The sequence below is a fragment of the Acinetobacter sp. YH12200 genome (assembly GCF_013418175.1).
GTDB lineage: Bacteria > Pseudomonadota > Gammaproteobacteria > Pseudomonadales > Moraxellaceae > Acinetobacter > Acinetobacter pseudolwoffii.
In genome coordinates this window covers 1-23,522 of the sequence record NZ_VPCO01000020.1, presented here as the reverse complement: position 1 = coordinate 23,522, position 23,522 = coordinate 1, and the positions used below count along the sequence as shown (strand labels likewise).

17 protein-coding genes and 5 tRNA genes are annotated in these 23,522 nt (G+C 44.6%); 16 read left to right on the top strand and 6 right to left on the bottom strand.

What is annotated here, in order from left to right; all coding sequences use genetic code 11:
• Positions 1 to 4: 4 nt before the first annotated feature.
• Together FTU90_RS12365 and queA are read right to left on the bottom strand one after the other, a co-directional pair.
• Positions 5 to 1,033 carry a hypothetical protein gene (locus tag FTU90_RS12365; RefSeq protein WP_180072735.1) on the bottom strand — a complete coding sequence of 343 codons (1,029 nt, stop codon included), beginning with the start codon at positions 1,031 to 1,033 and terminating at the stop codon, positions 5 to 7.
• A 15-nt stretch (positions 1,034 to 1,048) separates the two neighbouring features.
• Positions 1,049 to 2,083 (bottom strand): tRNA preQ1(34) S-adenosylmethionine ribosyltransferase-isomerase QueA, encoded by a 1,035-nt coding sequence (gene queA, locus FTU90_RS12360; protein ID WP_180072734.1) that lies wholly within the window; start codon positions 2,081 to 2,083, stop codon positions 1,049 to 1,051.
• A 167-nt stretch (positions 2,084 to 2,250) separates the two neighbouring features.
• Here queA and FTU90_RS12355 point away from each other — a divergent pair.
• Positions 2,251 to 2,337 (top strand) — tRNA-Leu (locus FTU90_RS12355).
• A 257-nt stretch (positions 2,338 to 2,594) separates the two neighbouring features.
• On the opposite strand, the gene FTU90_RS12350 is transcribed toward FTU90_RS12355, so the two are convergent.
• Entirely contained in the window at positions 2,595 to 4,826 is a 2,232-nt protein-coding gene (locus tag FTU90_RS12350) for an NADP-dependent isocitrate dehydrogenase (RefSeq protein ID WP_074383515.1), read from the bottom strand.
• Between the two features lie 486 nt (positions 4,827 to 5,312).
• On the opposite strand from FTU90_RS12350, the gene FTU90_RS12345 reads away from it, so the two are divergent.
• Both FTU90_RS12345 and FTU90_RS12340 read left to right on the top strand, forming a co-directional pair.
• Positions 5,313 to 5,822 carry a DUF1543 domain-containing protein gene (locus FTU90_RS12345; RefSeq protein WP_005098068.1) on the top strand — a complete coding sequence of 170 codons (510 nt, stop codon included), beginning with the start codon at positions 5,313 to 5,315 and terminating at the stop codon, positions 5,820 to 5,822.
• 136 nt (positions 5,823 to 5,958) lie between these two features.
• Positions 5,959 to 6,951 (top strand): DUF2804 domain-containing protein, encoded by a 993-nt coding sequence (locus tag FTU90_RS12340; RefSeq protein WP_074383514.1) that lies wholly within the window; start codon positions 5,959 to 5,961, stop codon positions 6,949 to 6,951.
• 61 nt (positions 6,952 to 7,012) lie between these two features.
• On the opposite strand, the gene FTU90_RS12335 is transcribed toward FTU90_RS12340, so the two are convergent.
• Positions 7,013 to 7,891, bottom strand: a complete 879-nt coding sequence (locus FTU90_RS12335; RefSeq protein WP_180041030.1) for a metal-dependent hydrolase — start codon at positions 7,889 to 7,891, stop codon at positions 7,013 to 7,015.
• A gap of 142 nt (positions 7,892 to 8,033) precedes the next feature.
• On the opposite strand from FTU90_RS12335, the gene FTU90_RS12330 reads away from it, so the two are divergent.
• Complete coding sequence (locus FTU90_RS12330) at positions 8,034 to 9,071, top strand: AraC family transcriptional regulator (protein WP_180072732.1); 1,038 nt, start codon at positions 8,034 to 8,036, stop codon at positions 9,069 to 9,071.
• Positions 9,072 to 9,119: 48 nt separating this feature from the next.
• Here the strand turns inward: FTU90_RS12330 and FTU90_RS12325 are convergent, their stop codons facing one another.
• Entirely contained in the window at positions 9,120 to 10,454 is a 1,335-nt protein-coding gene (locus FTU90_RS12325) for a Na+/H+ antiporter NhaC family protein (protein ID WP_180072730.1), read from the bottom strand.
• Between the two features lie 365 nt (positions 10,455 to 10,819).
• Between FTU90_RS12325 and trpA the strand changes: the two genes are divergently transcribed.
• From trpA to FTU90_RS12305, 4 genes are read left to right on the top strand one after another with little or no spacing between them, the layout of a single operon-like run.
• Entirely contained in the window at positions 10,820 to 11,620 is an 801-nt protein-coding gene (gene trpA, locus FTU90_RS12320; RefSeq protein ID WP_159138815.1) for a tryptophan synthase subunit alpha, read from the top strand.
• A gap of 1 nt (position 11,621) precedes the next feature.
• Positions 11,622 to 12,518, top strand: coding sequence for an acetyl-CoA carboxylase, carboxyltransferase subunit beta (gene accD / locus FTU90_RS12315; RefSeq protein ID WP_034608357.1), 897 nt, complete (start codon positions 11,622 to 11,624; stop codon positions 12,516 to 12,518).
• Entirely contained in the window at positions 12,515 to 13,798 is a 1,284-nt protein-coding gene (folC, locus tag FTU90_RS12310) for a bifunctional tetrahydrofolate synthase/dihydrofolate synthase (RefSeq protein ID WP_159138816.1), read from the top strand. Before accD ends, folC begins: the two co-directional genes overlap by 4 nt.
• Positions 13,789 to 14,838 carry an SPOR domain-containing protein gene (locus tag FTU90_RS12305; RefSeq protein WP_373683527.1) on the top strand — a complete coding sequence of 350 codons (1,050 nt, stop codon included), beginning with the start codon at positions 13,789 to 13,791 and terminating at the stop codon, positions 14,836 to 14,838. Before folC ends, FTU90_RS12305 begins: the two co-directional genes overlap by 10 nt.
• A gap of 396 nt (positions 14,839 to 15,234) precedes the next feature.
• On the opposite strand, the gene FTU90_RS12300 is transcribed toward FTU90_RS12305, so the two are convergent.
• Entirely contained in the window at positions 15,235 to 15,870 is a 636-nt protein-coding gene (locus FTU90_RS12300; protein WP_159138817.1) for a peroxiredoxin, read from the bottom strand.
• A gap of 333 nt (positions 15,871 to 16,203) precedes the next feature.
• On the opposite strand from FTU90_RS12300, the gene secA reads away from it, so the two are divergent.
• The 8 genes from secA (at position 16,204) to FTU90_RS12260 (ending at position 22,562) form a co-directional block, all read left to right on the top strand.
• Positions 16,204 to 18,930: a preprotein translocase subunit SecA gene (gene secA / locus FTU90_RS12295; protein WP_005098055.1), complete on the top strand. Its 2,727-nt coding sequence runs from the start codon at positions 16,204 to 16,206 to the stop codon at positions 18,928 to 18,930.
• A gap of 137 nt (positions 18,931 to 19,067) precedes the next feature.
• Positions 19,068 to 19,421, top strand: coding sequence for a hypothetical protein (locus FTU90_RS12290; RefSeq protein WP_005098054.1), 354 nt, complete (start codon positions 19,068 to 19,070; stop codon positions 19,419 to 19,421).
• 158 nt (positions 19,422 to 19,579) lie between these two features.
• Positions 19,580 to 20,800: a bifunctional glutamate N-acetyltransferase/amino-acid acetyltransferase ArgJ gene (gene argJ, locus FTU90_RS12285; RefSeq protein WP_074383508.1), complete on the top strand. Its 1,221-nt coding sequence runs from the start codon at positions 19,580 to 19,582 to the stop codon at positions 20,798 to 20,800.
• Between the two features lie 152 nt (positions 20,801 to 20,952).
• Positions 20,953 to 22,020: a quinolinate synthase NadA gene (nadA, locus tag FTU90_RS12280; protein ID WP_159138818.1), complete on the top strand. Its 1,068-nt coding sequence runs from the start codon at positions 20,953 to 20,955 to the stop codon at positions 22,018 to 22,020.
• A 151-nt stretch (positions 22,021 to 22,171) separates the two neighbouring features.
• Positions 22,172 to 22,248, top strand: a tRNA-Pro gene (locus FTU90_RS12275).
• A gap of 34 nt (positions 22,249 to 22,282) precedes the next feature.
• Positions 22,283 to 22,359, top strand: a tRNA-Arg gene (locus FTU90_RS12270).
• Positions 22,360 to 22,392: 33 nt separating this feature from the next.
• A tRNA-His gene (locus FTU90_RS12265) sits at positions 22,393 to 22,468 on the top strand.
• A gap of 17 nt (positions 22,469 to 22,485) precedes the next feature.
• A tRNA-Pro gene (locus tag FTU90_RS12260) sits at positions 22,486 to 22,562 on the top strand.
• Positions 22,563 to 23,522: the final 960 nt, after the last annotated feature.

Here is a 23,522-nt window from a genome sequence, read left to right as displayed (position 1 = left end):
GCAGTTATTTTAAAAACTGCACAAGATCATGTTGTAACTGTTCGAGTTGTCTTAATTTAAACGTTCTGAGATGGCCGCGCAATGTCGAAATATCATTGATATGACGATGCTTGCTCGACACCTGAAATAAATCATGAGGCCCCAGATAGCAGAGCATCCGATTTTCCGGATGAAACAGTAAATCCCCCTGACGCTGTGCAAAAAAATCGGCCAGACGCAGTACAAAACCCGGACTGAGTAATTTGGCGGTTTGCATCGGATCACTGCCATAAAAGCTTAAGCGTTGATTGGTACGAATATCGCTACTATGCCAGGGATGGTTATAAGGATAATAAAATTTACGTCGAGAAGTCGTGACCGCCAGTCCCTGAATCTGGATATCAAAGACAAACACGCCCCACAGGTCTTTGTGAACCTGCATTAATTTAACCGGCTGCCCTTGCTTGTTGCGAACCTGTACTTCATCAATATAGTGATATTGAAACAGCAGCACCTGATGTTGCTGGCCGTTTTCATCTTCCCATACCGTGCTGGCATAACGTGTAATCTCATTACTCAAAGAACCTTGATTGAATAAGGGGAATAAACGTTTTAAATGTCCAATAAAATGCAGGGGATTTAAAGGAATTGAAATATGCTGTGGCTGTTGCTGAAAGGCAAGCTGATATTTTTTGGCCAGTGCTGCATCTTCCAGAAAGCCAATAATTTCATCTAATGGTTGTTGTTGCTCATAGCAAAGATAGGCCCAGAACAGCAGCAGACCGCCCAGAAAAACGCCACTTTGAATCCAGATATTTTCCGGTGCAATAAAAATGCTGACGATGAGCAACAAACCAATACCAGCCAGCGCCAATGGCAGATTATTTTCAAATTTTAGCGTTATCGGGCCATTCCAGGGATGCAATCCGTCCAGCAGGTCTTGATGACTCTTGGCTTGACGGCCCAAATCCCACAGCCGGGCGATATTCTGAAACACCACTGCATTTTTCTTGCGGCGAATATGAATGGACTGTTGTACAGACTCGATCGGCATGGGCAGCTATTCTCGCTATTGTGCCTGATCAATCAGCATGGCATCGCCATAACTGAAGAAACGATATTGGCTGTCTACTGCATGCTTGTAGGCATTCAGAATGTTGTCACGATTGGACAGGGCAGACACCAGCATTAACAGGGTCGATTCTGGTAAATGGAAGTTGGTAATCAAACGATCGATCACTTTAAACTGATAACCCGGATAAATGAAAATCTGGGTATCACCGGTCCAGCCTTTCAGCTCACTGCCATTGGCCTGCGCCGCACTTTCTGTGGCACGGGTAGCCGTTGTACCAACGGCAATGACTTTATTGCCACGCGCTTTAGTTGTTTTGATGAGTTCCATCGACTCATCGGACACCTGGCACCATTCGCTGTGCATGATGTGATTTTCAATATCGGTAGTGCGTACTGGTAAAAATGTACCTGCGCCCACATGTAGTGTGACAAAGGTGGTTTGAATTCCTTTGGCTGCTAACTTTTTCAATAAGTCTTTATCGAAATGCAGAGAAGCCGTAGGTGCTGCGACACTGGCCAGCTTGGTTGGATCATTAAACACAGTTTGATAACGTTCGGTATCAATTTCTTCTGCTTCACGGTTGAAATAGGGCGGAATAGGGAGGGCGCCATATTTGTCTAAGACGTCTAAAATCGGCTGTGAAAATTCCACAATAAACAGGTTTTCATGACGACCTTGCACGGTCACTTTTACTGCATCTGGGCCAATAAACAGTTCTGCACCGGCTTTCGGTGAGTTGCTGGCCTTGATATGACAATGTGCAATGAACTGATCCATCATGCGTTCAACCAGTACTTCTATGGCACCGCCTGAGGCACGTTTGCCTTTTAGACGTGCTTTCATGACTTTGGTGTCGTTCAATACCAGTAAGTCGCCGTCTTCAAGCAAGTCCAGAATGTCGGTAAATTGATGGTCGTGATATTGACCGTGTGCGTCGAGGTGCAGCAGGCGAGAGGCACTGCGTGTTTCCAGAGGATAGCGAGCAATCAGCTCATCGGGGAGATCAAAATTAAAATCAGAAAGTTGCATGATGATTTACGCTAAAAAAACTGCGGCTAGTATAAACTTTTTTCTTTTTTATAGCGGGAATTGCTCGATTTTAAAACGAAAAAATGCCATTTGTTTTAAAAATAAACAAATGTAAATATTCTGCGTTGACAGTGCCGAGAAATCGCGTATTATACCTTTCATCCACTCCCGAGGTGGTGAAATTGGTAGACGCGGCGGACTCAAAATCCGCTGTCAGAGATGACGTGTCGGTTCGAGTCCGACCCTCGGGACCAAAATTCTAGAAAACCCCAAGCACATTCAGTCTTGGGGTTTTTTATTGTCTGTATATTTAAAAGTATTTATTTTCATCATTTCTTAAAATGGTTTTTGACTGAATTTGAGTGGTTTTGTCAGTAAGATGATGATTTATATCTATAGCGAAAAATAGATTAATTGAATAACTTTGATACATCAATCAGACATAAAAAACCGGCGCCTAGACGCCGGTTTTTTTATTTTACATTACTGATCAAGTCAGTTTTGCAAAAGCTTAGATCGTAGCAAGTGCTGCATTCAAAGTAGCACTTGGACGCATCACTGCATTTACTTTCTCTTGATCAACAGCGTAGTAACCACCGATGTCTACTGATTTACCTTGAACTTCAGCAAGCTCAGTAACAATTTTCTCTTCATTTTCAGCTAAAGTTTTTGCAAGTGGTGCAAATTTCGCTTTCAATTCAGCATTTTCGTCTTGAGCAGCAAGTTCTTCAGCCCAGAACTTCGCCAGGTAGAAATGGCTACCACGGTTGTCGAGTTCGCCAGTACGACGAGAAGGTGACTTGTCGTTATCTAGCAATTTGCCAGTTGCACGGTCTAAAGTTTTAGCAAGTAACTTGATGTTGTCATTGCCTTCTTTAATACCCATTTCTTCTAGAGAAACTGCAAGCGCCATGAATTCACCGAGTGAATCCCAGCGTAAGTGGTTTTCTTCAACTAACTGCTGTACGTGTTTAGGCGCAGAACCGCCTGCACCTGTTTCATACATGCCGCCACCCGCCATTAACGGCACGATTGACAACATTTTTGCAGATGTACCCAATTCCATGATCGGGAACAAGTCAGTCAGGTAGTCACGTAAAATGTTACCTGTTACAGAAATGGTATCTAGACCGCGCGCAACACGTTCAAGCGTATAACGCATTGCACGTACTTGTGACATGATCTGGATATCAAGACCGGTAGTGTCGTGATCTTTCAGGTATTTTTCAACTTTCTTGATCAGTTCATTTTCGTGTGGACGGTACGGGTCAAGCCAGAAGATTGCCGGCATGCCAGAGTTACGTGCACGCGTTACTGCAAGTTTCACCCAGTCGCGGATCGGTGCGTCTTTCACCTGACACATACGCCAGATATCGCCTTCTTCCACGTTTTGTGACATCAACACTTCGCCAGTTTCAAGATCAACGATGTTAGCAATACCCGCTTCAGAGATCTCGAAAGTTTTGTCGTGTGAACCGTATTCTTCCGCTTTTTGTGCCATCAAACCAACGTTCGGTACTGTACCCATTGTACGTGGATCAAAATTGCCATTCCACTTACAGAAGTTGATCATTTCCTGGTAAATACGTGCGAATGTTGATTCAGGCATGACGGCTTTACAGTCATAAGGTTTGCCATCAGCGCCCCACATTTTACCGCCACCACGGATCATTGCAGGCATAGAAGCATCTACAATCACGTCATTTGGTGAATGGAAGTTCGTGATGCCTTTGGCAGAATCAACCATCGCAAGTGCTGGACGATGTTCTTGGCAAGCATGTAGATCTGCAATGATTTCTTCACGTACAGAGGTTGGTAGAGTTTCGATCTTTTCATAAAGACCAGCCATACCGTTGTTTACGTTCACGCCAAGCTCATCAAATAACTTGCCGTGTTTTTCAAATGCGTCTTTGTAGTAAATTCTCACACAGTGACCGAATACGATCGGGTGTGAAACTTTCATCATGGTTGCTTTCACGTGAAGTGAGAACAAGATGCCGGCTTCTTTACAATCATCTAATTCTTTTTCATAGAAATCGCAAAGCGCTTTTTTGCTCATGAACATTGAATCGATGATTTCGCCATCTTGAAGCGCAACTTTTGGCTTAAGAACGATGGTTTTACCAGACTTGGTGATCAATTCCATTTTCACATTACGTGCACGGTCTAAAGTCATCGACTTTTCGCCATGGTAGAAGTCGCCTTCGTCCATGTGTGAAACGTGAGTTTGAGACCACTGTTTCCACTCGCTCATAGAGTGTGGGTGTTTTTTCACATAGTTTTTAACGGCAGCAGGTGCACGACGGTCTGAGTTACCTTCACGTAGTACCGGGTTTACTGCTGAACCAAGACATTTGCTATAACGTGCCTTGATTGCTTTTTCTTCTTCAGTGGCCGGGTTTTCAGGATAGTCAGGAAGGGCATAGCCTTTAGACTGGAGTTCCTTGATACACGCTGTTAGCTGGCCAACAGAAGCACTGATATTTGGGAGTTTGATAATGTTCGTGTCTGGATCTTGTGTAAGACGACCTAGCTCAGCTAGAGTGTCAGGCACCTTTTGCTCTTCGCTTAGGTAATCTGTAAATTCAGAGAGCACGCGCACAGCTACAGAGATGTCACTTTTGACGATCTCAACGCCAGCTGGCTTAGTAAAGGTCTCAATGATCGGCAGCAGAGAATAAGTCGCCAGTAATGGCGCCTCGTCGGTCAGTGTGTAAATGATAGTTGACTTTCCACCAGCCATATATAGCCCCTTGCGTTGGATTGAGTTTCTGAGGGCCGAACTTTTGGTCCAGCCTCATTGAACCGATTTGCTTAAATAAAAACATTGAGAGTATCGTCTTTCAGCGCATTTCAGTCAACGAAATATGCTTTTAGATTGAAATTTGGGCGAAAATTTGTACAGATTTGTATGGTTTAGCTGTGTTTGTATTTTGTACAAAAAAATAATTTTCTGCGATTAGAAATCATTGTGGTGCTGGAAGGAAATTTTATGCTACCAGATTGTATTCACTGAAGATGAGTTTTTGAGCATTGGGCGGGATCGTGATGATCTCGAAATACAAATAAATGTTGAGTAAGCAGATACTATTTCGGGACAATTTCTTCGGGTCAATTGAGGAAATTTGTCTTGACGAATCATCACCTCAATATCATGGAATTACTTTGCGATATACTTCTAAGCATTGATCAAATCATTCTTAAAATTGCAGCGAAATAAGGAAATCGAATGCCCAGTTTATTTATTGTGATGCTTGGTGGCCGTCATGCCCGTGCCAATACAGAAGTTCATGATGTGGTACTGGCAGTAGGCGAAACTCTGGAAGAAACCTATCCTCAACTGAAAAATGCCTGGTTTGCCGAGCAAAAAGGGCTGCATATTGATGCTTGGGCGCAAATTAATGGACTGGAGTTCGAGGGCAAAAATTATCACGTTCAATTTAGCGATGCTGCCCCGAATCAGGCTGCCGAAAAGCTTTGGCTGATTAATTTAGGTGGTTATGATGCACGTGAATTTGGTGAGCTGCACCGTTATGTGCTGGTGGTGGCACAGAATGCCATGGTGGCAAAACAGCGCGGTAAAGCTTATTTCGCCAAGCACTGGCAAAAACAGCATACTGACCGGGTGCTGGATGTCGATGATTGCATTGCGATTGATCAGGTGTATGGCCGATATGTACAGCTGGTGGAGGGACATTTTAGTGCGAATCGCTGGGAAAATACCTATCTTACGATTTAAAACTGAAGCATAGGGCTATAGCGTGGCTGAGGGTCAGGATTCGACGAGTGACTTAAAAAAAATCTTTATCAAAGTTCAATAATCTGCATAATACCGGAAAGGAAAAACAGCTTTTGACTGAGATGGAACATCTTAAATGGATTTAATTCAGGCAAATGGACAACCGCACTATGGACGTTTCAAGGAACTTCCAAAAAGTATTGACTATCAGGCATATCAATACAAGAACCCTTATGGTCAGGTGCTGTCAGGCTGGCGTAAGCATCTAAAATATAAGAAATTCAAATTTTGTAGTATTCAGCACGAACATTATACCATTGGGCTGGCGATTGCCGATATTGCATGGGCAGGGCACAGTTTTGTCTATGTCTACAACCATATGACCAATGACGTTCTGGAATGGAATGCGATTAATTTCCTGTCTCGCCATACTGTGCTGGATGAACAACCATTATTCAATCACAGTTATTTTCATAAATCGCCTTTTCAGGTCGATATTCAGCATGCCAACGGTGTGCGCTATATCAATGTCAGTAAATACGGCGAAATTCAGCTCAGTGCACGAATCTTTTGTGCAGGAACCGATCCTTTAAGTATGTGTAGCCCAACTGGTATCAACGGTTGGACTTATACGCAAAAGCTCACGACCTTAGGTTGCGAAGGCTATTTTTTAAATAAACAAAAACAAAAGATTCAATTTAACGAACGAACTTTTGCCTTGCTGGATGACACCTGTGGCTTTTTACGTCCAGAAACTGCCTGGTTTTGGTTGTCGTGTAACTTTTGGGATGCGACCAATCAGCGGATTGGAATTAATTTAGCATCCGGTGTTAACGAAAGCTTTGGTAATGAAAACTGTTTGTGGATCAACGGAAAAATTTATCCATTGGCTGATGTGCTCTTTCAGCAGGCATCCGAAACTCAATGGACGATTCAATCGCTAGATGAAAAGCTAAATCTGACTGTAAGCACAGGCTGGCGACGTTATGAAAATCTGAATTTGCGTCTGGTCGGCAGCCAGTTTAGCCAGTGGCAGGCCAAAGTCTGTGGCACCATTCAGCAGGATGATCAGGAAATTATTTTACTGAATGAATATGCCTTGCTTGAGCAGCATTATGCCAAATGGTAAATCAGCTTAAATCAAAAAGCCTTCAATTTTGAAGGCTTTTTGATTTAAGCGATGCTCACGTTTAGTCTTTCGCGGCCTGCCAGAAGGCTTCACCGGCTTGAATCGGATCGCCGGTTTCATTTAGGGTGTTGATCCAGACCTCGTATTGGGCAATCACTGGGTGCTGACTCGGATGAAAGTCTTTTTTAAACCAGTCTCGATACTGTTTGCCCATTCGGGTCAATGTGCCTTTTGGGCCAAAAAACCAGGGTAAGCTCTTGATATTCATCTGCAAGCGTTGCAAGGGACTAAAGCCATCATGTTTCAGCATGACATTGGCACGATAGACGGTAAAACTAAACATTAAAATGGTCGTGCTGACTAAGGTGGCTCGACGGGTAAATTCTGGGGTTTTAGCCACATTTTTCATCACATCAAAAGCTACATCGCGGTGTTCCATTTCCTCAATGGCATGCCAGGCCAATAATGCCCGTACAAAAGGATGGGCATCTTTCAGGGTCTGTTTTTGTCCATAAAAAGTTTCTGCCATAAGCGCCGTTAAGTGCTCTGCCGCAGCGGTAATGGCAATATTAAACTGGGGTGAGCGGTGCTTCAGATCATAATTGAAAATTTTATTTAAACGTTCAATAAATTGGTCTACAGGCATGCCTTGCTCGCGCATCAACTGATTCATTTTGTCATGCGCGATGCCGTGCTGGGCTTCCTGGCGGATAAAATCCGCGACACGTTGTTGCAGTTCCGGGTCCTGGATCTGATCGCGGAACAGGCGGACACTCTGAATAAAATAGCGCTCGCCGTCTGGAAAGGTCAGGCTCAGGGCATCGAACATGCGTGTCATAAAGGGATCGCCGCCGAACCAGTAACGTGGAATTTCATCCAGTTTAAAATCAAGTTGGGTGCGAACCACAGGCTGTAGGGCGGATTTTAATATGGCGTTCATCTTGTAGATTCTTTTTTGTGACGATGCTGACAGTATGTCGGCGAATCTCGCCATTGTTTTGACAGAGCTTGCCAATTTTTATACATTTTATGCCAAATGAAAATAAAACTGGTCAGATTAGAGCTGCCAGCGAGAATCGCACATGCAAGACATAAAAATATCCAATGGTTATCTTCAGCTCTGGGCGACTTATTTGCGTGATGTGGGGATTGAACCCTTAACTGCCGACTTTCTGCAAGATGTGCATGACTCGCTTGTGACCCTCATCGATCAGCCTTTTGATACACAAGTACCTTTGGAATTGTTGAATCATATTATTTTAACTACTCGGCAACATCTGAACTGTCCGCAGCTGATTTTTGAAATCGTGCAGGTCATTCGTCCTGAGCATTTTGGTGTACTGGGTTATATGGTTTCACGTAGCAGTAGTGTCGCGGAAATGATCGGCTATAGCATGCGCTTTCAGCGGCTGGTGATTGATGGCAGTGAATTCGTGCCTTTACAGTTGAAGCAGCATGAACACAGTATGGAACTCTATTGGGGCTATTTAGATGAAAAATATAATTTGTTAAATGAGCTCACCATGGCAGCAATGGTGCAACTGGGACGGGTTATTTTGCAAGAGCAGCCACTTTTATTGCGTTGTGTACGACTGGCTCATGCAGCTGAAATGGCACAAATACATTATCAAAAATTCTTTGCCTGTGAGGTTCAGTTTTCTCAAGATTATTATGCTCTGGAACTGGATGTACAGGGGCTAGCTCATGGGTCTGAGCATGCTGACCCCATATTATTGCAGTTGCTGACTCTTCAGGCGGAACAGGCGATTGCAGCAAAAGCACCTGTTGAAAATACCTTGCAGCAAGCACAGCAAATCATTGCCGAACAGTTGCGAACCAGGCAACAGGCGATCAAAATTGAGCAGCTTGCCCAGCAGTTGTGGATGTCGACCCGAAGCTTGCAACGCTTATTCAGCATATATCAAACTTCATTTAAAAAACTGCTGCAACAGCAGCGCATCAAACGCTGTGAGATTTTGTTACAGCAGGGGCTTAGTCTGAGCGAGATTGCTGAAGCGCTGGATTATTCCGACCAGTCGGCCTTGGCCCGCGCCTATAAAGCAGCCACCGGACAGACTTTGTTCCAGCGCAAGAAACAGTTAAAGCATGCACAGCAATAAAAAAGCGACCCAATCAGATCGCTTTTTGATGTGAGGATGATACAGAGATTAAGCGGTTGCTTTAAGGTTGGGGAATCTCAACGCAATCGCAGCAATTGCGAAGATGGCCAGAATCCAGCAATAGTACAAGCCGCCAATCAGTTCAACCGGTGAGATTTTTGCAATCGAGCAGGCGAGGAGCAACTGTGCACCATAAGGAATCAGACCTTGTACCACGCAGGAGAAAATATCCATCAGTGCTGCAGAACGCTTGGGATCCACGCCGTATTCTTTGGCGACTTCACGTGCCATATCACCCGACAGAATAATTGCGACGGTATTATTGGCCATAAAGATATTTGAAAATACCACCAGAAAGCTGATCCCGATTTCGCCGGCCCTTTGCTGCCCAACTTTAAACAGACGGGTCAGGCTATAAATGCGCTCGATTAGCCAGCGTAAACCACCTTCACGTTGCATGATCGCTGACAGACCCCCCAGAAACATGGACAGTAATGCCACTTCAAACATGCCGACAAAGCCGTCATAAATCGAAGTATTCAGCTTGAGCAGGTTAAATTCAGGCGTCGCAAACAGACCGAACAGACCCGAAAGCAAAACACCAATGGTCAGTACTGCGAGGACATGCAGGCGACTAAAAGCCAAAACAAAGACCGCAATATAAGGTAAGACCAGTAACCAGTTAAAATCTTTATATTCTACGGGGCTGGAGCTGCCTGTACTTAAAATATAAATCACAATGGTGCTGATAGAGGCCGGTACAGCAATCCAGACATTGACTTTAAACTTGTCACGTAATTGCACCCGCTGGCTGGTGGTGGCTGCAATGGTGGTATCTGAAATCATGGAAAGGTTGTCACCGAACATGGCACCGCCTACGACTGCACCAATGGCGTAGATCACATTAATATCGGTGACCTGGGTAAAACCAAAGGCAATCGGGGCACAAGCTGCAATGGTGCCCATGGAGGTGCCCATCGCCGTGGCAATAAATGCCGAGATGATAAACAGCATCGGCAAGATAAATTCAGGCGGAATAATCGACAGGCCCAGTTGTACCGTGGCATCCACACTGCCAATCGCACTGCTGACACTGGCAAAGGCACCGGCCAGCATAAACACCATAAACATCAAAATTAAGTTCGGATGACTGGCCCCTTTTAGAAAGGCTTCAATGCCCTGATTGAGTTTGCCGCGATACACCAATGCAGCCAAAATAATCGCAGGCAGGGCAGCAACAGGCGCTTTCACCTGATAGAACGCGAATTCGGTTCCAATCAGGGAATGATAGATCCCGCTACCCAAAAACAGGGTTAAAAATACAATAAGCGGCAGCAGTGCAATGGCGCGTGCCTGCACTGTAGCCTCAGAATCAGTCTGCATAGGAGATAAAAAAGTAAGAGAATAGGACTAGTATAAAGCAGGTTTTGCAATTTCAGAAAACTTTAAATGAATGCGCTAACATCTGCATTTTTATTAATTTTTGCATGATAAAAATAAGTTTATCTAAATATTCAGGATTTTGGCTAATAGCAAAATTAGGCATCTTTGATCATTGTGAAAAAAATCAAAATAATCGTAAATAGACCCTTCCGAATTGTTTTGAAATCTTCGTACAGGAAATGAAATACTCGAGGTCGGTATCGCAGACTGTTCATTGGACAAAAAATAGCGTTACAATGCGACGTCTTGTATTTTTACATAGTCAATGCCTCAAGTTTGAAACACGTTAAGGAAAGCTCAGCCCTATGTCACGTTTAGCCACACGATTTGAACAACTTAAATCTCAACAGCGTAAAGCTTTAGTTTCTTATGTGATGGCTGGTGATCCGCATCCAGAGGTCACTGTACCTTTGCTCCATGCAATGGTAGAGGCGGGTGTCGATGTGATTGAGCTGGGTCTTCCTTTCTCCGACCCGATGGCAGATGGTCCCGTAATTGCTTTAGCGGCTGAACGTGCGCTGGCAGGCGGAACCAATACTTTGGACGCACTGCACATGGTGAAAGAATTTCGCTTGAAAGATCGCGAAACACCTGTGGTGCTGATGGGTTATCTGAATCCGGTCGAAGTGATTGGCTATGAAAAGTTTGTGGCTTATGCTTACGAATGTGGAGTAGATGGCGTGCTGCTGGTGGACTTACCGCCAGAGGAAGCACAAAGTCTGGGTGAAGTACTGGAAAAATATGACATGGATCAGATTTTCCTGCTGGCACCCACTTCAACCGATGCACGTATTCAACACGTAGCGAAACAGGCCACTGGCTTTATTTACTATGTATCCTTGAAAGGCGTGACCGGTGCAGCAACTTTAGATGTCTCTGAAGCCGCTGCCCGCATTCAAAAGATTAAAGCTGTGACTGATGTTCCTGTAGGCGTAGGTTTCGGTATCAGCGATGCTGCATCTGCGAAAGCGATGGGTGTTGCTGCCGATGCAGTTATTGTGGGAAGTGCGTTTGTAAAGCAGTTTGCAACGCTTGCACCAGAACAAGCCGTTGTTGCGACGGTGAATAAAGTCAAGGAGCTTCGAGCAGCGCTCGATGAGTTATAGTATGAGTCAACCCGTGAAATCAGGCAAAATTCTGAGCCCATCGACCCCATGGACGGAACGCATTGTTCCAGGCATTCATGTACCCGATGAGCAAACGATCTACAAAGCGACATTTACCGAGCCTACGGTCGAGTGTCCTGAATGTCATGCTTTGGTGACCCGTACCGCGATGTCATTCAATGCCTATGTTTGTCCGCAGTGTGATGAGCATTTACGCATGAAAGCCCGTGATCGCCTGAACTGGTTCTTTGACCAGGTACAGACTGAACTGGGTCAGGAGTTTAAGGCTAAAGATCCGTTAAAGTTTGTCGATAGCAAAGCTTATCCAGAGCGTATGGCAGAAGCGCAAAAGAAAACCGGCGAAACCGAAGCGTTGGTCGTGATTCAAGGCCTGCTAAAAGATGTCCCAATGATTGCCTGTGCATTTGAATTCGATTTCATGGGCGGCTCTATGGGGACAGTGGTCGGTGACCGTTTTGTTCAGGCGGCAGAGCGTGCGATTGAAGCCCGTCAGCCCTTGATCTGCTTTGCTGCTTCAGGCGGTGCACGTATGCAGGAAGGCATGTTGTCCTTGATGCAAATGGCACGTACTTCGGCTGCTATCCAGCGTTTAAAAGAAGCAGGCCTGCCTTATGTGGTGGTATTGACGCATCCGGTATACGGTGGTGTCACTGCATCATTGGCGATGCTGGGTGATGTACATCTGGCTGAACCGAAGGCGATGATTGGCTTTGCCGGTAAACGAGTGATCGAACAAACTGTCCGTGAAAAACTGGAAGAACCGTTCCAGCGCGCGGAATATTTGCTTGATCATGGGGTAATCGATCAGATTGTTCACCGTCACGCATTACGTGATACAGTTTACCGTATTGTTACGAAATTGATGAACCTGCATTGAACACAGCACCGCTAGCAACAGATTCTTTAAGTACATGGCTCGATTATTGGAGCCATGTTCACGTTACGGGTATTGATTTAGGTCTGGAACGGGTTATTCCGGTGGCTGAAAAGCTCGGTGTGACACGTCCGGCGGCCAAAGTGCTGACGGTGGCTGGAACCAATGGTAAGGGTTCAACCACCACCACACTGGCTGCGATTTTGAATGCACAAGGCTTCAAGGTCGGACTGTATCAATCTCCACACGTGTACCGTTTCAATGAGCGGGTAAAACTGCGCGGCATTGAAGTTGAAGATCAGTTGTTGGTGGATGCTTTTGTTCAGGTGGATCAGGCTCGTCGCGAATGTGATTTGAGCCTGTCTTTCTTTGAAGCGACCACTTTGGCCGCTTTTGTGATTTTTAAAGATCAGTTATGTGATGTCTGGGTGCTGGAAGTCGGTCTGGGCGGTCGTCTGGATGTGGTTAATGTGGTTAATCCGGATGTAGCAGTGATTACCAATATTGGTCTGGATCATACCGATTGGCTCGGTGATAGCATCGAGAAAATTGCCTTTGAAAAAGCCGGAATTATCCGGCCGAATATTCCGGTGGTGTTTGGTGGACAGCAACAGATTCCACAAGCCATTTTAGCTAAAACTCAGCAATGCAACGCGCCCTTATATGCGGTGAATCGTGATTATTTCTATGAAGTATGTGCAGATGGCCAGTCTTGGGCCTTTGCCTCTTCGGGTACGACCTTAAAACTTCCTACAGGATCGTTGGCGCTGGATAATATTTCCACCGCTGTGGCTGCAATTTTGCTGAGCGGTTTAACGGTCAGTCAGCAGGCGATTGCACAAGGGATTCAGACTGCAAAGTTGCCGGGACGTTTTGAAGTCTGTCAAATCCAGAATAAAACCGTGATTTTTGATGCCGGACATAATCCGCATGGGGTCGAGTTTCTGCTGAAACAGTTGCGAAACTATTTAAATTACAATCAAAACTATAAAAATATCGTTTGTGTGTTTTCAATGTTGGCAGATAAAGATATAAATTCTGTCACCAAGTTATTGAAAGACACGGTTCAATTGTGGAAAATTGCACCATTATCCGTCCCACGTGCGGCAGAGCTCACAGTTTTGGCTGAAGCTCTAGGCGGTGAGGCGGTAGAACAATTTGACAATGTGAAATTAGCTTTTAAATCAGCACTGGATCAAACAGATAATAATCAGCTGATTTTGGTATGTGGATCATTTCATACCTTAGAAGCGGTATGGGAGTATTTGGAAGAATGTCAATGAATAACAAACAGCGCTGGATGGGCGGTGTTGTTTTACTCGGTGGTGGTGTTTTATTGGCAGCATTACTCCTGAAAGGTCAAGATGAAATCAAGCAGGATCGTCAGCAGAAACCGGCACAGGTTGCGGAAGTGGAAACTAAGGATGCAGTGAATCATTCGCTGGGTTCCTTGACGGTCGATGTGGAAACAGAAAAGCGTTTACTTGAACAGCAACGCCGTGATCGGGAAAAATCTGTGGCAGAGCAGGAGGCTCGTGCGGCTGAATTTTTAGCGATGCAGCAGCAGGCAGAAGCAGATGCGGCGCGTAAAGCGGCTGAAGAATATGCTGCACTTAATGCGCATCGTATGGGACAGCAAAGCTCGGATAATATTCCACCAGAACTGGTCGAAGACGAACAGGCCAAACAGAAACGCTTGGCTGAAGAAAAGGCTGCACAAGACAAAAAGCTAGCCCTGCAGAAGCTTGAGCAGCAAAAAGCCAACAGTTCAACTGAAGCGGCCAAGAAAGAAGCGGAGCGTAAAGCCGCTGAAAGCAAAGCGGCTGAAGAAAAACGTAAATTGGAGCAACAGCAAAAAGCCGAAGCAGAACGTAAGACGGCTGAGGCAAAACGTAAGGCTGAGGAAGAGCGTAAGGCAGCCGAGAAGAAAGAAGCTGAACGTAAAGCCGCCGAAGAAAAACGTAAAGCCGAAGACAAACGTAAGGCTGAAGAAGCCAAGAAAAAGGCAGCAGAAGACGCCAAAAAGAAAGCAGAAGCTGAGCAGGCACGTAAATTGCTGGAAGGTGAAAGTGACAAGCAGTGGATGGTGCAGGTCGCACTGGCAGCCAATGAAGCCAATGCAGATGCGGTTGCGGCAAAACTGCGTGCCAAGGGTTATAAAGTGACCAAGAGTCCAACCTCTAAAGGGATTCGTATCATGGTCGGTCCATCAAAGGATCGGGAAACTGCTGATGCTTCGCGTAAAAAAATCGCTGCAGATGACAGTCTGAATATGAAATCTGCCTGGGTGATTGACTGGGTGCCTTTAGATAAGCGTAACTAAGACGGCGTATTACTGTACTTTGGTTTAAAATGGATTCAGGTTATGCCTGAATCCATTTTTATTGGGGAGCAAAAATTAAAAAGGTGACAAAGCTCTCAGGATTAAAAAAGCCTATCTAAAGATAGGCTGGTGATGAACTTCGAAACCGGCACGTCATTCGGGTTAGAAATTCAGTTTTAATCTTGCTGCTTTTTATATAGATACATCAACGTTAAGAGTGGATGTACTTATACATATTCTTTATGAACAGAGCAGTGCTCTGCTTATCTATTACTGCGCACTTCACTTGTGTTGCGCAAAATTAAAAAGGAATCGTTTTAATTTGTTGCTCGAAGCATAGCTTCTCGTCTTCTTGCGGAATATATTCCTCAGGGCGAAGCAGTGTCTTGCTGATCCTCACTCAGGATGTGGCGTTAAGCGCAGGTAAGGCGTGATCGCGGTATACCCTTTAGGAAAACGTTGTGCAATTTCAGTCTCATCTTTTAGGGAAGGCACAATCACCACATCATCGCCATGCTGCCAATTGGCAGGTGTTGCGACTTTATGGCTGTCGGTGAGTTGCAATGAATCCACCACACGCAAGATTTCATGGAAATTACGACCCGTCGATGCCGGATAGGTAATAATCAAACGGACTTTTTTGTTTGGATCGATGACCACCAAAGAGCGAACTGTGAGCGTTTCACTGGCATTCGGGTGAATAAAGTCATATAGTTCAGACACTTTACGATTCTGATCGGCAATGATCGGAAAATTGACCGTGGTATTTTGCGTTTCATTGATGTCTTTAATCCAGCCATGATGCGATTCAACATCATCAACCGATAAGGCAATGGCTTTGACACCACGTTTTTCAAATTCATCTTTCAACTTTGCGGTATAACCAAGTTCAGTAGTACATACCGGCGTATAGTCCGCCGGATGTGAAAATAAAATGCCCCAGCTATCGCCCAGAAAATCATAAAAATTAATCAGGCCTTCACTGGATTTCTGTTCAAAATTCGGTGCGGTGTCGCCTAGACGTAAACTCATCTTTTTGCCTCAATTGGTCTTTTAATGTAGAGATGAGATTTAATATGAACTAATTTTTTTATGATTAAAAATAGTGTTTTTAGCTTTCTTTATGAATAAATAGCATAAGTGATTTGTTTTATCTATCTAGAATCAAACAAATCAGTCGTCTAATTGACTATATTGCACAGCTAAAGTTTGCTACATTACTTTGCCTTAGATCTCGGGGCTAGAACTCAGGATCAGATTTTTTTCAGCGGTTTTATAGCAAAACCCTTGTAGTTCAAATTTCTAGCACCATAATAACGACTAAGAACATATTCATTTGACAAGCAAGATTTAGAGAGTCTATTCATGTTGGCAAGTCTGATCGGAGGAATCTTCGGTACCAAAAATGAGCGCGAACTCAAACGCATGCGTAAAATCGTAGACAAGATTAATGTGCTCGAGCCGACGATATCTACCCTTAGCGATGCAGACTTATCTGCAAAAACTGAAGAATTCAAACAACGATATAATAAGGGTGAAAACCTCGATAAATTATTGCCTGAAGCATTTGCAGTCTGTCGTGAAGCCGCCAAGCGGGTCATGGGCATGCGTCATTATGACGTGCAGCTGATCGGTGGTATTACCTTGCACGAAGGTAAAATTGCAGAGATGCGTACCGGTGAGGGTAAAACCCTGATGGGTACCTTGGCCTGTTACCTGAATGCCATCAGCGGTCAGGGTGTGCATGTCATTACCGTGAACGATTACCTGGCACAACGTGATGCCGAGCTCAACCGTCCATTATTTGAATTTTTGGGTTTAAGCATCGGGATTATTTATTCCATGCAAAATCCGATGGAAAAAGCGGAAGCTTATCGTGCCGATATTACCTACGGTACCAATAACGAATTTGGCTTTGATTACCTGCGTGACAACATGGTGTTCTCGCTGGCTGAGAAAAAGCAGCGTGGTTTAACCTATGCGATTATTGATGAGGTCGATTCGATCCTGATTGATGAAGCACGTACTCCGCTGATTATTTCCGGTCAAAGTGAAGATTCTTCACAGCTTTATGCAGCCATTAATAATATTCCACCAAAATTACAGGCACAGAAAGAAGAGAAAGTGCCGGATGGCGGTCACTTCTGGATTGATGAAAAACAGCGTTCAGTTGAAATTACTGAAGTGGGTTTTGAAACCATTGAAAGTGAACTGATTGAAATGGGCTTGTTGGCAGAAGGCGAGAGCTTGTATTCAGCGTCGAACCTGAATCTGTTGCATCATGTGACTGCGGCAATTCGTGCCCATTATTTATATCAACGTAACGTGCAATACATCATCAATGATGGTGAAGTGATTATCGTCGATGAAAATACCGGTCGTACCATGCCGGGCCGTCGCTGGTCTGAAGGTTTGCATCAGGCGGTAGAAGCCAAAGAAGGTCTGGAAATTCAACCAGAGAACCAGACCCTGGCAACCACAACCTTCCAGAACTATTTCCGTCTGTATAAAAAATTATCGGGTATGACCGGTACCGCTGATACTGAAGCCGCGGAAATGAAAGAAATTTATGGTCTGGATGTGGTGCTGATTCCGACCCATCGTCCAATGATCCGTGATGACCAGAACGATTTAATCTATTTAAATCGTGAAGGCAAATATAACGCGATTATTCAAGAAATTCAGCGTGTGCATGAAGCCGGTGTTGCGCCAATCTTGATTGGTACGGCAACCATCGAAGCATCTGAGATTCTATCCGATAAGCTGAAAGCTGCGGGCATTACCCACGAAGTACTGAATGCCAAACAGCACGAACGTGAAGCGGATATTATTGCGCAAGCTGGTGCGCCGCGTGCCGTAACCATTGCCACCAACATGGCGGGGCGTGGTACCGATATTCTGCTGGGTGGTAACTGGAAAGCATTGCTGGCCAAAATTGAAAATCCGACAAGCGATGACGAAGCGCGTCTGAAAGCGGAATGGGATGTTAATCATCAATCTGTTCTGGATTCGGGTGGCTTGCATATTATCGGTTCTGAACGTCATGAATCACGCCGTATCGATAACCAGTTGCGTGGTCGTGCAGGCCGTCAGGGGGATCCGGGTGTATCGCGTTTCTACCTGTCGCTTGAAGATGACTTGATGCGTATTTTCGCCGGTGACCGTGTGGTGGGTATGATGCGTGCCATGGGCTTGCAGGAAGATGAAGCGATTGAACACAAAATGGTGTCTCGCTCGATTGAGAATGCACAGCGTAAAGTCGAAGCACGTAACTTCGATATTCGTAAGAACTTGCTGAAATACGATGACGTGAATAACGAACAGCGTAAGATTATTTATAGTCAGCGTGATGACATTCTGGCAGAAAATTCGCTGCAAGATTATATTGAAGAAATGATCCGTGAAGTGATGCAGGGTGTAATTGCCAATTATATTCCGCCTGAGTCGATTCATGACCAGTGGGATATTGAAGGTCTGGAATTGGCCTTGCGTGAAGACATGTCACTGGATCTTCCTATCGCACAATGGCTGGAACAGGACCGTCGTCTCGATGAAGAGGCATTGGTGGTGCGTATTAGCGATGAAGTACTGAATCGTTACCGTTCACGTCGTGAACAAATGGGTGCGGAATCTGCAGCATCGCTTGAACGTCACTTTATGCTGAATTCTCTGGATCGTCACTGGAAAGAACATCTGGCAGCGATGGATTACTTGCGTCAGGGCATCCATTTACGTGGCTATGCACAGAAAAATCCAGAGCAGGAATATAAAAAAGAAGCCTATAACCTGTTTGTGAATATGCTGGGTGTCATCAAATCGGATGTCGTTACAGATTTATCGCGTATTCATGTTCCAACACCTGAAGAGCTGGCTGAAATGGAAGCGCAGCAGCTGGCACAGGCTGAGGCAATGCGTTTGCAGTTATCTCATGATGAGTTCGACGGTTTACTGGCAGATGAACATGAAAATACGACTGAACAAAATGCTGAGGCAAATCCGGTAGCGCCAGTCTTTGAAGCGCCGGCAAGCCGTAATGCACCTTGTCCATGTGGTTCAGGCCTGAAATATAAACAGTGTCATGGCAGAATCTAAGCGATATTGAAAATCAGAGCCACATGGCTCTGATTTTTTATGTATAAAGATTTTTCAGAAACTGAATACTATTTGCAGTCCTGCGGATTAAATGGTATTTAATGGCTCATTCAACACCGAAAAGTGGAATAACCTGAATGAAAAAAGTATTAAAAACGCTCATGATTGCCGCTTTGGCCATGCCTGCTTTAAGTTTTGCAGAAACTGCAGCCACCACGACACTTGATAAAGTTCAGCAAGCAGTGGGTTCTACTACAGCTCAAGTACAACGTACAGATGAACAAGTGACCGTGGCCAGCCCGCGTACCGGGATTCGTTATACCTTTGCCAATCAGAATCGCCCGATTGTGTTGCAGACCGCTGCGATTGCACCGGCCAATGCGGCCAATGCAGATCGTATTGTGGCATCTAATCCGGCACTTTCTGCCGCGAGTCAGCAGCAAGCGAAGCAGGCTTTATTAAATGAAGCAGGGCAACTTGCGAAAAATTAAAATCTCCGATTTTTTAAAATGCAGAAACCAGTCTTGATGACTGGTTTTTTATTGTGAAAATCCATCATAAATCTCAAGCTGACTCAGGCTTTGGCTCGATTTTTTGTTGCAGATCAACTAAGCTGTATTTTTCCGAAACTTCAATATTGGACTTTAAAATGGCAGTTGGTGACGTATCTATGCCACAGATGCATGTGGTAAAAGGGGTTAAAATTGGTTCGGCTGAAGCCTATGTGCGCTATCAGAACCGACGTGACCTGGTGATATTTGAACTGGCTGCAGGCTCCAATGTTGCAGGGGTATTTACTCAAAATGCCTTCTGTGCAGCCCCTGTGCATGTATCTAAAGCGCATTTACAGGTAGGGAATCCGCGTTACCTGGTGATCAATACCGGTAATGCCAATGCAGGAACCGGCCCTACAGGCATGGCAAATGCAGAAGCCACCTGTGCCAAGCTGGCTGAACTGGCAGGGGTACAGGCTGCTGAAGTCTTACCATTCTCTACGGGTGTCATTGGCGAGCAATTGCCAATGGAGCGTTTGCTCAGCGGTTTACAACCTGCGCTAGACTCATTGCGTGATGATGCCTGGGTCGATGCTGCAACGGGAATCATGACCACAGATACTACACCGAAAGGCGCTTCAGAGCAGTTCGAGCTGGATGGTGCCACCTATACCATGACCGGTATTTCCAAGGGTGCCGGCATGATTCGTCCAAATATGGCGACTATGCTGGGTTATGTGGCAACCGATGCTCCAATCAGCCGTGAACTGGTTCAGCAGTTATTAACAGAAACAGTAAATGTGTCGTTTAACCGCATTACCATCGATGGTGATACTTCAACCAATGATTCCTGCATCTTGATTGCCACAGGTCAAGGCGGGGGGGCTGAAATTACTTCGACTGAAGATCCACGTTATGCAGTCGTGCTTGATGTGTTAATGCGTACCATGAAACGCTTGGCGCAACTGATTGTGCGTGATGGTGAAGGTGCCACCAAATTTATTACAGTTGCGGTAGAAGGTGGTGCTAATATTCAGGAATGCTGTGATGTGGCTTATAGCATTGCACATTCGCCATTGGTTAAAACTGCGATTTTTGCTTCTGATCCAAACTGGGGGCGTATTCTGGCAGCGATTGGTTATGCTGGTGTGCCGAATTTAGACGTTGCAAAAATTCAGGTTTGGTTAGATGATGTACAAATCTGTAAAGATGGTGGTGCGGCGGCAGACTATACTGAAGCAGCTGGTGCAGGTGTGATGGCCCAAGCTGAAATGACGATTCGTGTTGATCTTGGACGTGGTACAGCGAAAGACACGGTCTATACCTGTGACCTGTCTTATGATTACGTCAAGATTAATGCAGATTATCGTTCATAATTCAGATCGTTTCTAAAGCCTCCGTTGTGGGGCTTTTTTTATATCTTATGATTTTTAATGACTGGTCAAAAATGGCATTTTGCCAATTGTGATTAGGGTGTAGGGTAAATGTCCGTGTCATAACGGATAATTAGGGTAGAGTAAGAGTTGTTATGAATAGTGCGACCAAATTAATAGCCAATGAAGCAAAGTCGATTGTGCAGGCGCATTTAGATCGTTTAGGCGTTCCTCAAGAACATCAAATGAGCCAGCAGGAAAAATTAGACAAATTTGCACAAATCAAGGCTGAGCTGGAAAAACAGGATGCCGTTTTGGTGGCGCATTATTATTGCGATCCTGAAGTGCAAGAACTGGCTGAGTTGACCGGTGGTTGTGTTTCGGATTCTCTGGAAATGGCACGTTTTGGTCGCGATCATCCAGCCTCTACGTTGGTGGTGGCAGGAGTGAAATTTATGGGTGAAACCTCAAAAATTTTATCTCCAGATAAAACCGTGCTGATGCCAACCCTGGAAGCAACCTGTTCACTGGATCTTGGTTGTCCGGTTGATGAATTTACAGCTTTTTGCGATGCGCACCCCGATCATACCGTGGTGGTGTATGCCAATACTTCCGCAGCGGTGAAAGCGCGTGCCGATTGGGTAGTGACTTCTAGCTGTGCAGTGGAAATTATTGAACATCTGGATAGTCTCGGTGAAAAAATTATCTGGGCGCCGGATCAGCACTTGGGCCGATATATCCAAAGCAAAACCGGTGCAGAAATGTTGCTCTGGGATGGTGCCTGTATCGTGCATGAAGAATTCCGTTCACGCGGTATTGTCAATATGAAAGCACTCTATCCCGATGCTGCGGTGTTGGTACATCCGGAATCCCCCATGTCTGTAGTCGAGATTGCCGATGCAGTAGGCAGTACCTCGCAACTGATTAAAGCCGCACAGACTTTGCCACATCAGCGTTTAGTTGTGGCTACGGATCGTGGTATCTTCTATAAAATGCAGCAAGCAGTTCCCGATAAAATCCTGATTGAGGCACCAACTGCGGGGGAAGGGGCAACCTGTCGTTCTTGTGCGCATTGTCCGTGGATGGCAATGAATGAGCTGGATGGTATTTTGCATGTATTACAGCATAAGGATCAGGAAGTACATGTCGATCCTGTACTGGCTGAACGCGCAAAACTGCCTCTAGATCGCATGTTGAATTTTAGTGCCGGACTAAAACGTTAAAATTTGTATAAAAAATGTCTGAAGCGCTTGATAAATAAACGCTTGGCGCGTTTTTTAGGTTTTTTTTTAAGATAGGTGTTGACGTCTCCGGGCGTCACGCCTAGAATGCACACCGTACCGAACGATGTTCGATACGAAAGCTGAGATGAATCGGAGCATAGCACAGCCTGGTAGTGCACCTGGTTTGGGACCAGGGGGTCGTAGGTTCGAATCCTACTGCTCCGACCAATTCTTCAAGGCAAATGATGTTTGCATCAGTAACGCGCTTGTAGCTCAGTTGGATAGAGCATCCGCCTTCTAAGCGGATGGTCACAGGTTCGAATCCTGTCAGGCGCGCCATTTGGTCGCTTGATGTTAAGAATCAAAATGATGGTGGATGTAGCTCAGTTGGTAGAGCCCTGGATTGTGATTCCAGTTGTCGCGGGTTCGAATCCCGTCATTCACCCCAACTTTTAAAGTTGAAATCGGAGCATAGCACAGCCTGGTAGTGCACCTGGTTTGGGACCAGGGGGTCGTAGGTTCGAATCCTACTGCTCCGACCATCTCCTTAAAGATGGTCGAGATAAAAGATACCGCGTTAAGCGGTTTTTTTATGCCTAAAATTTAATAAATATAAAAAATACACAATATTATTTATAGTCGCCTTTTTAATAATTGTTTATGTAATCACTTGTATCTCTATATCAATTTATTTTTCACTCAATATAGCTATGCAGGTGAGATGGGTTTTTTATTTTATGTCTTTTGCTGAAGAAGGATTATGATGCGTTTAAGGATGGGGGAATATTGAGGCATTCTCATTTTCATACTATTTTATTTTGGTGAAGTGTATGCGTTCCTCAGCATTTATATAAAAGGGAAATATAAATAATTTATCAGTCTTGATATCTATATTTTTCTTACTAAAGAAAAGATGAATTACAATATAAATCTGAAATCCACCAGAAATATCTTTTATAAGTAAATAAACACTATAAACCTCCTTGGAATGTATATTTTTTACTCAGGAAATAGGAAAACCTGCACTTTTTGTAGAATAAATAAACAGTCGTTGGGTTTTTGCTGAATTATTTAGAAATAGGGGTTGTGTTGGGTGTGAAATGCTGTAGAATGCACATCCATCGGCAGTAATGAAGATTAAAACTTCTGATAAAACAGTAACTTAGCGCGAAGTGTTAAGATTGGGTTTTGTTGGATAAGTTTAAATTAATTTGAATTACGGATTGACACTTTAGAAATTCAGTGTAATATAGCCGACCTAGCTTGCTGGTGACGAATCAGCAAGAAGATCATTAAGAGATTATGAAGAACAACTTGTGTGGATTTTTACTGGTTGATCGATCGAAATTATTTTCATTGATTGATGGTAGAAATTACTCGAAGTTTATTTGAGAAATATTTGTCAGAAAATTGATGAGCCAAGATTGGTGTCCTTTAGGCACTACTGATTTTAAACTGAAGAGTTTGATCATGGCTCAGATTGAACGCTGGCGGCAGGCTTA